The organism is Nocardia sp. CDC519, assembly GCF_059509835.1.
Genome location: NZ_CM183377.1, coordinates 1,066,481 through 1,079,328 on the forward strand (window position 1 = coordinate 1,066,481; position 12,848 = coordinate 1,079,328).

General features: G+C 67.1%; 7 protein-coding genes. All 7 read right to left on the minus strand.

Annotated elements, in window-relative coordinates:
• Positions 1-8: 8 nt before the first annotated feature.
• The gene (gyrA, locus tag AC5W7N_RS04730; RefSeq protein ID WP_163813340.1) at positions 9-2,519 is read right to left on the minus strand and encodes a DNA gyrase subunit A; all 2,511 of its coding nucleotides are present in this window, start codon (positions 2,517-2,519) and stop codon (positions 9-11) included.
• An 86-nt stretch (positions 2,520-2,605) separates the two neighbouring features.
• Complete coding sequence (gene gyrB, locus AC5W7N_RS04735; RefSeq protein WP_163813341.1) at positions 2,606-4,663, minus strand: DNA topoisomerase (ATP-hydrolyzing) subunit B; 2,058 nt, start codon at positions 4,661-4,663, stop codon at positions 2,606-2,608.
• A 327-nt stretch (positions 4,664-4,990) separates the two neighbouring features.
• Positions 4,991-5,893, minus strand: a complete 903-nt coding sequence (locus AC5W7N_RS04740) for an alpha/beta fold hydrolase (protein WP_490724312.1) — start codon at positions 5,891-5,893, stop codon at positions 4,991-4,993.
• Between the two features lie 144 nt (positions 5,894-6,037).
• Entirely contained in the window at positions 6,038-6,604 is a 567-nt protein-coding gene (locus AC5W7N_RS04745) for a DUF721 family protein (protein ID WP_163813342.1), read from the minus strand.
• A gap of 353 nt (positions 6,605-6,957) precedes the next feature.
• Positions 6,958-8,145, minus strand: coding sequence for a DNA replication/repair protein RecF (gene recF / locus AC5W7N_RS04750; protein ID WP_195006879.1), 1,188 nt, complete (start codon positions 8,143-8,145; stop codon positions 6,958-6,960).
• 162 nt (positions 8,146-8,307) lie between these two features.
• Positions 8,308-9,483 (minus strand): DNA polymerase III subunit beta, encoded by a 1,176-nt coding sequence (gene dnaN, locus AC5W7N_RS04755; protein ID WP_163813344.1) that lies wholly within the window; start codon positions 9,481-9,483, stop codon positions 8,308-8,310.
• Positions 9,484-10,350: 867 nt separating this feature from the next.
• Positions 10,351-12,522: a chromosomal replication initiator protein DnaA gene (gene dnaA, locus AC5W7N_RS04760; protein ID WP_194989998.1), complete on the minus strand. Its 2,172-nt coding sequence runs from the start codon at positions 12,520-12,522 to the stop codon at positions 10,351-10,353.
• Between the last annotated feature and the right edge of the window lie 326 nt (positions 12,523-12,848).

Genomic DNA, 12,848 nt, shown 5'->3' on the forward strand with positions numbered 1-12,848 from the left:
CGCTGTGTTTATTGCTCGGAAGAATCGCTGGTGTCGTCGTCGAGAGCCTCGGGCTCGTCGGCGTTGCGCGCGATCGCAAGCAAGGTATCGCCCTCGCCCAGGTTCATCAATCGCACGCCCTTGGTCTGGCGGCCTGCCTTGCGAACCTGCTTGGCTCCCGTGCGGATGACACCGCCCCCGGAGGTGATCGCGTACAGCTCATCGTCGTCGTCGACGATGAGCGCACCGACCAGCGTGCCACGCCGGGTGTCGTACTGGATGGTCAACACACCCTTACCGCCGCGACCCTGTGCCGTGTACTCCTCGATAGCGGTGCGCTTGGCGTACCCGCCGGACGTCGCGACCAGCAGGTATGTGCCCTCACGCACGACGTTGAGGGAAAGCAGCTCATCCTCGGCGTTGAACCGCATACCCTGCACACCGGAGGTGGCCCGGCCCATCGGACGCAGTGCCTCGTCGGTCGCCGCGAAGCGGATCGACTGCCCCTGCGCCGATACCAGCAGCAGGTCGTCGTCCGCCGAGCACAGCACGGCACCGACCAGTTCGTCGTTGTCGCGCAGGTTCACCGCGACGATGCCTCCGCTGCGGTTGGAGTCGAAATCCGACAGCCGCGACTTCTTCACGAGGCCATTCTTGGTGGCGAGCACCAGATACGGGGCGTCTTCGTAGGATTTGATCCGAATGATCTGGGCGATCTTCTCGTCCGGCTGGAACGCCAGCAGGTTCGCCACGTGCTGACCACGGGCGGTCCGGTTGGCTTCGGGCAGTTCGTAGGCCTTGGCCCGGTACACCCGGCCCTTGTTGGTGAAGAACAGCAGCCAATCGTGGGTCGAGGTGATGAAGAAGTGCTTGACCAGGTCGTCCTGCTTGAGACCCGCGCCCTGCACACCCTTGCCGCCGCGCTTCTGGCTGCGGTACAGGTCGGTCTTGGTGCGCTTGGCGTATCCGGTCTCGGTGATGGTGACGACCACGTCCTCGCGGGCGATCAGATCCTCGTCGGCCACGTCGCCGTCGGCGGCGATGATCTTGGTGCGCCGTTCGTCGCCGTACTTCTCCACGATCTCGGCCAGCTCGTCGCGCACGATCGCGCGCTGCCGCTCCGGCTTGTCCAGAATGTCCTTGAGGTCGGCGATCTCGGCCTCGATCTTGGCCAGTTCGTCGACGATCTTCTGCCGCTCCAGCGCCGAGAGCCTGCGCAGCTGCATATCGAGGATGGCGGTGGCCTGGATCTCGTCGATGTCGAGCAGCTGCATCAGGCCGGTGCGCGCGGTATCGGTATTGGCCGAACGCCGAATCAGCGCGATGACCTCGTCGAGCGCGTCGAGCGCCTTGACCAGGCCGCGCAGGATGTGAGCGCGTTCCTCGGCCTTGCGCAGCAGGTACCGGGTGCGCCGGACGATGACTTCCAACTGGTGCTCGACGTAGTACCGGATCATCTGATCCAGGCGCAGGGTGCGCGGCACACCGTCGACGATGGAGAGCATGTTGGCGCCGAAGCTGGTCTGCAGCTGGGTGTGCTTGTACAGATTGTTCAGCACGACCTTGGCGACGGCGTCGCGCTTGACCGTCACCACGATCCGCATACCCGCGCGGTCGGAGGACTCGTCGTGGATATCGGAGATGCCGGCGATCTTGCCGTCCTTCACCTGCTCGGCGATCGAGTTGATGAAGTTGTCGGTGTTGACCTGGTACGGCAGCTCGGTGATGACGATGGTGGTGCGGCCGCGGGTGTCTTCCTCGATCTCCACCACGCCGCGCATGCGGATGGAACCTCGGCCGGTGGTGTAGGCGTCGTGAATGCCCTGCCCGCCGACGATCAGGCCCGCGGTCGGGAAGTCAGGGCCCTTGACGCGCTCCATGCAGGCGGCGAGGGTGGCCTCTTCGTCGGCGTCGTAGTTCTCCAGCGCCCAGTAGATGGCGTCGGCGAGCTCGTTGAGGTTGTGCGGCGGGATGTTGGTCGCCATGCCGACCGCGATGCCGTTGCTGCCGTTCATCAGCAGGTTCGGCACCCGGCTCGGCAGTACCACCGGCTCCTGCGAGCGGCCGTCGTAGTTCGGCGTGAAATCGACGGTCTCGTGGTCGATCTCGCGCAGCAGCTCCATCGCCAGCGGCGTCAGGCGGCATTCGGTGTATCGCATGGCGGCCGCGCCGTCGTTGCCCCGGGAACCGAAGTTGCCCTGGCCGTCGACCAGCGGATACCGCAGCGACCAGGGCTGGGCCATGCGCACGAGGGTGTCGTAGATGGAGGCGTCGCCGTGCGGATGGTAATTACCCATGGTCTCGGCGACCGGGCGGGCGGACTTCACGTAACCGCGATCGGGCCGGTAACCGTTGTCGTACATCGCGTAGAGCACCCGCCGGTGCACCGGCTTGAGGCCGTCGCGCACATCGGGCAGCGCGCGGCCGACGATCACGCTCATCGCGTAATCGATATAGCTGCTCTGCATTTCGTTCTGGATGTCGACCGGCTCGATGCGGTCGCCTGCGCCGCCGTTCGGCGGCAGGGTGGTCTCAGTCATGAATGGCTCTCCGTTGGAAGGCTCGGGGGCTGCGGCGGTTCCAGGCAGCGGTCAGGGGGTCGATTCCCCTGACCCTGCCGAACCGGCTACACGTCGAGGAAGCGGACGTCCTTGGCATTGCGGGTGATGAAGCTGCGGCGCGCTTCGACGTCCTCGCCCATCAGCACCGAGAACAGTTCGTCGGCCGCGGCGGCGTCGTCGAGGGTGACCTGACGCAGCACCCGGACCGCCGGATCCATCGTGGTCTCCCACAGTTCCTTGGCGTTCATCTCGCCCAGACCCTTGTAGCGCTGGACGCCGTCGTCCTTGTTGATCTTCTTGCCCGCGGCCAGACCTGCCTCGAGCAGACCGTCGCGCTCGCGGTCGGAGTAGGCGAACTCCGGATCGGCGCGCTGCCACTTGAGCTTGTACAGCGGCGGCTGGGCCAGGTAGACGTGCCCGTGCTCGATCAGCGGACGCATGAACCGGAACAGCAGCGTCAGCAGCAGGGTGGAGATGTGCTGGCCGTCGACGTCGGCGTCGGCCATCAGCACGATCTTGTGATAGCGCAGCTTGGAGATGTCGAACTCGTCGTGGATACCGGTGCCGAAGGCGGTGATGATCGCCTGGACCTCGTTGTTCTTGAGGACCTTGTCGATGCGCGCCTTCTCGACATTGATGATCTTGCCGCGCAACGGCAGGATCGCCTGGTACATCGAGTCGCGCCCGGACTTGGCCGAGCCGCCGGCGGAATCACCCTCGACGATGTAGATCTCGGACTTGCTCGGATCCTTGGACCGGCAGTCGGCCAGCTTGCCCGGCAACCCACCCAGATCGGTGGCGCTCTTGCGACGGACCAGCTCACGAGCCTTACGCGCGGCGACCCGGGCCTGCGCCGAGGACACGGCCTTGTTCACGATGGTCTTGGCATCGGCCGGATTGGCCTCGAACCAGTGCGCCAGGTGCTCGTTGCAGGTGCGCTGCACGAACGACTTGACCTCGGTATTGCCGAGCTTGGTCTTGGTCTGGCCCTCGAACTGCGGTTCGCCGACCTTCACGCTGACGATCGCGGCCAAGCCCTCGCGGATATCGTCACCGGTGAGGTTGCCGTCCTTGTCCTTGAGGAGCTTCTTCTCCTTCGCGTACCGGTTGACCACGGTGGTCAGCGCGGCGCGGAAGCCCTCTTCGTGGGTGCCACCCTCGTGGGTGTTGATGGTGTTGGCGAAGGTGTGCACCGACTCCGAATAGCCCGAGTTCCACTGCATCGCGACCTCGAGCTCATGGCCGGTGCCCTTACCGGTGAACGCGACCACCGAGTTGTGGATGGGCTGCTTGGTGCGGTTGATGTGGCGCACGAAATCCTCGAGACCACCCGGGTAGTGGTAGGTGCGCGACTTGACCTTGTGCTCGGCCTGCGGCGCCTCGGCGTCGGCGTGCTTGGGCGCCTCCGCGGTCTCGCTGACCACCTCGTCGGTGACCTCGGCGTCGGAGACCCGCTCATCGGTGAGGGTGATGGTGAGGCCCTTGTTCAGGAATGCCATCTCCTGCAGGCGGCGGGCCACCGTCTCGAAGTTGAACGAGGTGGTCTCGAAGATGTTCGGGTCCGGCCAGAACCGGATGGTGGTGCCGGTGCGCTTGGTGGCCTCGCCCTGGATCAGCTTGCCGGGAGTGGCGTCCTTGTACTCCTGGGTCCAGTGGTAGCCGTCGTGATCGATCTCCGCCTCCAGCCGCGTGGACAGCGCGTTCACCACCGAGATGCCGACGCCGTGCAGACCACCGGATACGGCGTAGGAGTCGGAGTCGAACTTGCCGCCCGCGTGCAGCTGAGTCATGACCACCTCGATGGTGGGCACGCCCTGGGCATGCATTCCGGTGGGGATACCGCGGCCGTCGTCGATGACCTCGACGCCGCCGTCGGCGAGCAGCGTGACGTCGACGCGGGTGGCGTACCCGGCCATCGCCTCGTCGACGGAGTTGTCGACCACCTCCCAGATCAGGTGGTGCAGACCGCGCTCGCCGGTGGAGCCGATGTACATGCCTGGGCGTTTACGGACGGCTTCGAGCCCCTCGAGAACCGTGATGGAGGAGGCACCGTAGTCCTTGTTGCCCGCCTTACCCGAAGACGCCTTGGTCGAGCCCGATGCATTGGAGTCGTTGGCAGCCACTGGTCGGTAGCTCTCCTTACTTGCTGATCCCCGGCACAGCGTCGCCACAGCACACGGAGGGGCCGGATTCTGAGCTGGTCGAGATTCACGGTCCACCGCGCGGGCTGTGCGGAACGCGCCGAAGGTATCGCCGCTAGTTACGTCACCATCCTACTGGTACGCCCAAACTACAGTGCACCTACGACACCCCTGACGGCTACGAGAATGCGAGAAATCGGATCACGGTGGGTCCGATCCGCCGCCCGGCGGTTTCGATCCATCAGGGTTGGCGTGAGAGTTGTGTTGCGACTCGTCTCGTTCCGCGTGCGCCCGGATCGCTCCCGCCGGTCAGCTTTCGGTGCCGCGGGCCACGAATTCCGCGGTGAGCCGGGCCAGATCCGCCGGATGCGACAGCGGCGACCAATGCCTGGCCGGAATCTGGCGCATCGTCAGGTCCCGCACCCAATTATCCGCTTCGAGATGCACCACCGGGCGCACCGCGCGGTCGCCTGTCGCGACGATCACCTGGACCGGAACGTCGATCGGGCGCGGCCGCGGGTTGCCGAGCCTCGGCCGGATATTGGCGCGGTAGAGCTCGAGGCCGTTGATCATGTCGGCGCGCAGGGTGGGCGCAGGCCGCACCAGGGCGGGGTCGATGCCGTCGAAGAACGACAGGAATCGCGGCCAGCGACCGGACAAACCGCGCAATACCGGGTTGGGCAGTCCGGGGATCTGGAAAGCGACGGTATAAGCCGAGGCCACGCCCTGGGCGAGGGAATTGCGCAGCCGGGCGAGGGAGAAGGGCCCGCGCAGGTAGGCACCGAGGAAGTCGAGGTTGGGGCCGGAGACCGAGGTGAAGGAGGCGATCGCGCCGACCGCATCGGGCATCGAGGCCAGTTCCCAGCCGATCACCGAACCCCAGTCATGACCGAGCACGTGCACTCGCTCACCGGGCGCCACGGCCTCGGCGACCGCGCGCACGTCGGCGGCCAGCTCTTCGATCCGGTAGGCGGCCACCTCGGCCGGGACGGTACTGGCTCCCGCTCCGCGATTGTCGAAGGCGATCACCCGGAATCGGTCGGCGAGCAGGGTGGCGACACCGTTCCACAGGGTGTGCGTATCCGGCCAGCCGTGCACCAGGATGATCGCGGGCCCGTCGGTGTTTCCGCATTCGAAGACGGCGAGTTCGATATCGCCGCGCCGGACCGTGCGGGTCGGCAACGTGGGAAACGGCTCGGTAACGACGGTCATCGGTGACAACTTTCGACGAGTGGCGCGGGCCGGCGGCCCGGATCGCCGCGCTGTTCCACGTGAAACCGCAGTTCGCGGCGCCAGCACGACCCGGGACCGGCAATTCGGATCAATGTAACACCGGGTACCACACAAAGGAACGGCTCAGCCGTAGGTATCGCGAGGTCCGCGGCCCTTGATATGGCGTTCCCCCTTGCGCCAGCTCGGTGCGGCCGGACCGGAAATCTTCACCGACGTCACCACGCCCTGCCCGACGGCGGCATTGATCTTGGCCAGGATCTGCGACTGCAACATGCGCAACTGAGTGGCCCACGCGGTGGATTCGGCCGCGATGCTCAGCACCCCGTTCTCCAGCTTGACCGGCGTCGCATGGCTCGCGATGTCCTCACCGACCACACCGGACCATCGGCCGAACACCATGCCCTCGGCCACCTTCGTCGACCAGCCTCGACTCTTGGCGATCGAACCGGCCAGCTTGGACAGCATCTGTGGATCACGGTCGTCCGGCCGAGGACCGGACCATCCACTGCGGCGGCGGGCACCGGTCCGCAGGCTCCGCCGCGGGGAAGAACGACCCTGGCCCACCGATTTGCCGCTGGCCTTGGCGGCAGCGCGGGCCTCTTCGAGGGCTCGGCGAGCCAGGTCGATCCCGCGCAATTCCGGTTCCGCGTCCGGGCTCCGGCCGCCCGGCGGTTCGGCTCGATCGGTCATCGCCGCTCCGTTCGATTCGTCGAGTTGTCCCCAGCTCTGGCGAGTTGTCCCCAGGCTCCGACACGCTGTGTGTACCAGGCCGTTCCGAGGCGGCCGGGTACCGCGACCTGCCGACTCCTACCGGCATACCAGCAGGTAGAAGGCCATTTCCGAGGCCAATGCGGCCGTTGCCCGGCGGTCGCTGTCGAGCTGCGGCCCATCGGCGAGCTCTCCGACGATACCGAGTTATCCACAGGCTGTTGACAACGTGGGATCGATGCCCGTGACCAGGCAGGCAGCGCTGGACGCACGAGAGAACTGTACGGCAGCGCCTCCCCGCGCACCGGGACGACGAGCGGTTCCGGACGCATCGATCAGCCTGCGGCCGAGGAGTCGACGCTGCGGACGATCCGGGAGGTGCGGCGCTCGGCATCGCCGGAAGTCTCCACCCGCAGCGTCGCTGCCGACAGCTCCGCCGGGACGTCCTCGGCCACCGCCGCGGTGATCAGCACCTGTTCGGCGCCGGCCGCCACCGCGGCGAGGGCGGTGCGCCTGCGCCTGTCGAGCTCGGCGAAGACGTCGTCGAGCAGCAGCACCGGGTCGGTACCGCCCGCGCGCAACAGCTCGAACGAGGCGAGCCGAAGGGCCAGCGCGAACGACCAGGACTCGCCGTGGCTGGCGAAACCTTTGGCCGGCGCGTCGCCGAGCATGAGCTCGAGATCGTCGCGATGCGGGCCCACCAGGCAGACCCCTCGCTCCAGTTCACGGGGGCGAGCCGCGGCGAGTTCGCGCAGCAGGATCGCCTCCAGTGCGGCGGCGTCGCCCGGCTCGGGTGCCCGCGCGGGATCGAGCAATTCCACCGGTAGTGCGGCGCTGCGGTAGCCGATGGCCGCGGGCCGCGATTCCGGGGCGATGGCGGCGTACGAGGCCGCCAGATGCGGCGACAGCTCATGGACCAGCCGTAATCGCTCGGCCAGCAGCACCGAGGCGTGCGCGGCCAGATGACCGTCCCACACGTCGAGGGTGCTCAGATCGGCACGGGAACGGGCTTGCCTGCCCGCGCTCTTCAACAGCGCCGACCGCTGCCGCAGCACCCGGTCGTAATCGGCCCGCACCGCCGCCAACCGCGGCAGTCTGGCTGTGCACAACTCGTCGAGGAACCGGCGCCGCTCCCCCGGATCGCCCCGCACCAGTGCCAGATCCTCCGGCGCGAACAACACCGTGTGCAGGATCCCGAGGATCTCACGCGGCCTGCGCACCGGCGACCGGTTGATCTGCGCGCGGTTGGCCGAACCCTGATTGAGTTCGACGTCGATGCGCAGCTCACGACCGGTGTTGACCACCGTCGCGCCGATCCTGGCCCGCTCGGTGCCCATCCGCAGCAATGGTGCCTCGGCGGCGACCCGATGGGAGCCGAGGGTGGACAGATAGCCGACGGCCTCGAGCAGATTGGTCTTGCCGTTGCCGTTGGCCCCCAGGAAAACCGTTCCGCCTGTGGATAACTCGATGTCCGCGTGCTCCCAGGACCGGAAGTCACGCACCGTCAGCGCTCGGATGAACATGCGCTCAGCTCGCCGAACGAGATGTCACAGTTGTATCCACAACTGTGGACAACTTTTCTTGTGCCACACCGGTTTCCGTTTCGGTGAGGATGTGCCGCACCGAAATGACGTACCGCACTGCCGGTTTCGGATCCTGCTCGCACCCGACGGTCACACCCGGCCTCAGCCCGGGAGCCGGACCGGCATCAGCAGGTAGATGTAGGCGCTGTCCAGGGCCGCGAAGGAACCGGAATCCAACGGCTGCGGCTCTTCCTCGGAGGCAGGCAGCAGCACCGCGGGACGGCTCGGGGTGGTGAAGCCGAAGGTGACCCGATCCGAATGCAGCGCGGACAGCCCGTCGATGAGGTAACCGGGATTGAAGGCGATGGTCAGCGGCTCGCCGCGGAAATCGGCCTCCAGCCACTCCTCGGCGCGGCCCGCGTCGTCACCGCCGGCCGACAGCAACAGGCCCTCACCGGAGAACTCCAGCCGCACCTGGGCGCCGCGCTCGGCCACCAGGGCCACGCGCTTGATCGCATCGGTGAGAGTGGCGACCGGCAGCGTCGCGATGGAGGTGTGCTCCTTGGGGAGCAGCTGACGGAACTTGGGGAATTCGGCGTCCAGCAGGCGGGTGGTGGTGCGCCGGCCCGCGTTGACGATGCCGAGCAGGCCGTCGGCCCCGGCCCCGGTACCGAGCGACAGCTGCACCGGCGCGTCGGTGGCGCCGAGTGTCTTCGCCGACTCCGACAGGGTGCGGGCGGGGATGAGCACCGCGGTCTCGATATCGGGCCGTGCGGGCTGCCATTCGATGTGGCGCACCGCCAGCCGGAAGCGGTCGGTGGCGGCGAGGACCACATGCGGGCCCTCGATCTCGACGCGGATGCCGGTGAGCATCGGCAGCGTGTCGTCGCGGCCTGCGGCGACGGCCACCTGACCGACCGCCTCGGCGAAGACGTCGGCATTGAGTTCACCGCTCTGCTGCGGCACCTCGGGAAGCTGTGGATAGTCCTCGACCGGCATGGTGGGCAGGGAGAACTTGGCGCTGCCGCAGCTGATCAGCACGCGGGTGCCGTCGACGGAGACATCCACCGGCTTGTTGGACAGCGCCTTGGTGATATCGGCGAGCAGCCGCCCGGAGACGAGCACCTGGCCGGGACCTGCGACCTCGGCCGCGACCCGCATCTGTGCGGAGACCTCGTAGTCGAAGCCGGAAACCGTGAGCCCGTCTTCGTCGGCTACCAGCAGCACACCACCGAGCACCGGCACCGGGGGCCGGGACGGAAGGCTGCGTGCCACCCAGGCGACCGATTCCGCGAAATCCTCACGGGCGACCCGAAACTTCATGCTCGAAAGCTCCATCGCCCGATCTGTCCTCTCCCGGTTCCGTGGTCTAGCAGTGATCGAACGATGTCGTCCGACCCCTGACGGCTGGTCAGCGTTGGTTCTCGAAAGACGTGCTGTCGCGGCCGCCTTCGAAAGTGTGGCACAGACGACCGACAACCAAACGGTACCGCGTGCGACCCGGCACCCGGGTCCGACCCTCCGGTCCCGTCCCGCTCGCTCGCGGCTCCGGCTCGGCTATCGGTGATCCGGCTCGGTTCCTCCGCGGTCCCGTTCGCGCGGTGCGCCCGTCTCTTCCTTGCCTGTTGTCCGGGACCCCATCGCCGAGCCGAGCCTGCCCGACCGACTTTCCACACAGCCTGTTTTCAAGAGAGATCTATTTGAAGAAGAACCGAAGTAGTAATAGGCCCTGTGGATTCTGGGGAAATCGCCCGTCTGCGCAGGTCACAGGGCGTGGTGGCATGGGGATGAGCGTGGAGTGTCTCGAGGATGAACGTGGGGCATCTGTGGAGGCACGGAATCTGTCCCACGTTCATCCACCGCTGATCCTCGAGTTGTTCCACCGGATTCACCCGGTTGTTCACACATGTGCACCACAGCGTGGACAACCGGTGGAATCCTCGAGGACTCCACACGGTTTCCTCGAGGATTCCACAGGCACAACTTCGGACATCGCCCGCTCAGCGCCTGTGCACGCACCACCCTGTGGACGCTGTGGACAACTGCCTGTGCGTAGATCCGCGACGCCCGTCCCGGCTGCCTGTGGGTAAAACGGTGCACAAACGGTGGATTCCTCGAGGACTCCACAGGAATTCCTCGAGGAATCCACAGCCCTCGGGCATGCGTCAACCCAGGTCAGGGACTTTCACAGGGTGTGTACGGCGATCAGCGCGAACGCTGTTTGATGCGGGCTGTGAGTTCTTGGACCTGGTCGTAGACCCGGCGCCGTTCGGTCATCTCCTTGCGGACCTTCTTCTCCGCGTACATGACCGTGGTGTGATCGCGGCCGAACGCCTGCCCGATCTTCGGCAACGACAGGTCGGTGAGCTCACGGCACAGATACATCGCGATCTGGCGCGCCTGCGCGAGCGGGCGGGCCTTACCGGGGCCGGTCAGCTCCTCGAGCGTGGTGTTGAAGTACTCCGCGGTGACGGCCATGATCGTGGCCGCGGTGATCTCGAGCGCGGCGGTGTCGGGCATCAGATCCCGCAGCACCACCTCGGCCAGTGGCAGATCCAGCGGTTGACCGTTGAGCGAGGCGAAGGCCGTCACCCGGATCAGCGCGCCCTCGAGCTCACGGATATTGCGCTCGACCCGGCTGGCGATGAGTTCGAGCACGTCATGCGGCACATCGAGCCGGTCCATCCTGGCCTTCTTGCGCAGGATCGCGATCCGGGTCTCCAGCTCCGGCGGCTGCACATCGGTGATCAGGCCCCACTCGAACCGGGTCCGCAGCCGTTCTTCCAGCGTGGCGAGCTGCTTGGGCGGGCGATCCGAGGACACCACGATCTGCTTGTTGGCGTTGTGCAGGGTGTTGAAGGTGTGGAAGAACTCCTCCTGGATACCTTCCTTGCCCTCGATGAACTGGATGTCGTCGACCAACAGGATGTCGGTCTCGCGGTAGCGGCGCTTGAACGCCACCTTGCGGTCGTCGCGCAGGCTGTTGATGAAGTCGTTGGTGAATTCCTCGGTGGAGACGTACTTGACCCGCATCCCGGGGAACAGCCGCTGGGCGTAGTGCCCGGCCGCGTGCAGCAGATGGGTCTTGCCGAGGCCGGAGGCACCCCAGACGAACAGCGGGTTGTAGGCGCGCGCCGGCGCCTCGGCGATGGCGACCGCCGCGGCGTGCGCGAAACGGTTGGACGCGCCGATGACGAAGGTCTCGAAGGTGTACTTGGCGTTCAGGCTCGCCGAGGAGGACTGCGGTGCCTGCGACTCCTGCGATTTGGCGAAGTAGGTGGGCCAGGAATCGCGCACATTGACCACGGGTTCGTCGTCGTGATCGGGGCGCGTCCCGTCACCGGCGGGCTCGCGCACCGAATCGCGCAGCGGCTCCCGAGCGGGATCGGGTCCGGCCTCGCGGATCGTCTCACGCGCGGCGGCGGGCGCGGGTTCCTCGGTGGGGCCGGGGTCGCGGGCCTGGATCGGGGCCCGGGGCGCGGGCTCGGGCGTGAACAGGGACTCTTGTCCCGGCGGCACCGACTCGCGGCGCGGTGTGGCCGGCTCGCGGCGCGGCGCCGGAGCATTGTCGGCGCGGCCCTCGGCCTCGCGTTCGGCCTCGGATGCCGGGTAGTCGCCGCGCGGGTTGTACTCGCCCTCGCGATAGTCGGGCGCGGGACGGTAATCCTGCTCGGACCGGCGTTCGCTGGACTCGGCGAATTCCGGTCCGCGGGCGAACTCGGGCCTGCCGTAGCTGTCGCGACCATCGCGCTGGTCGAAGTTGTCACGCTGCTCGTAGCTATCGTCGGCGCCGTAGCCGCCGCCCTCGGCGAATCCGTCGGCACGGGCGTAGCTATCGGAGCGGTCGAAATCCTGACCCTGTGGATAATCCTGGCCCGGCGGGTAGTTGCGTCCGCCCGCGTAGTCGGCGCTCGGATAGTCGGGGGCGTACTCGTTGCCCGCGGCGTAGCGCGGCGGACTGAACTCGCCGCGGCCCGCGGACTCCGCGCCCGGGTACTCGGGCCTGCGGACCGGCTCACGCGGGCGTTCCGGCCTGCTGGTCATCCTGGCGTGCCTGGGCGGGGCGCTCGGACGTTCGGCTCCCGGTGTGGTCGGCGCGGCGATACGCACTCCGAGACCCTCCACCTGCGGACCGAGCCTGCGGGCGAGCGAACGCAGGATCGGCTCGCGCAGATCACGCTCGATCGCCTCCTGGGCGAGCGACGACGGCACCGAGAGCAGCGCGAATCCCTGCGCGACGGTCAGCGGCTTGACGAGCTTCAACCACGCCTGCTGTGCGCGCGAGACCGACGGGATGGCACCATCGGGAGAGCCGGTGGTGAGTTCGGCCACCACCTCCGGCCAGACGGTGGCCAACACGTTCTGCTCGTCGTCCATGCAGTGTCCTCCCCGGAAATTGGTCGATGGGAGCAGACGGCCGGGGTACGCAAGACGTCTACCGTGGTGGTTCGATCCGATCCCGCGCAGATCCGTGACCGGTTCGCCACGCATCCCGCGTTCGCGGATTCCGGATGGCGGCGCGGCACCGTCGGCTTAACGAATATGCCACTCACGGGGTCTTTCCACACAATTATCCACAGATGTGGAGAACTCCTGGGGATTGGGGAGCACGGCCGCGTTGACCGGCCGCGACGCCCCGACCTGCGGTGCTGCCGGCAATCGTCCGGCTACACCCCCGGTGGTCACCGGGGCGGGCCGATCAG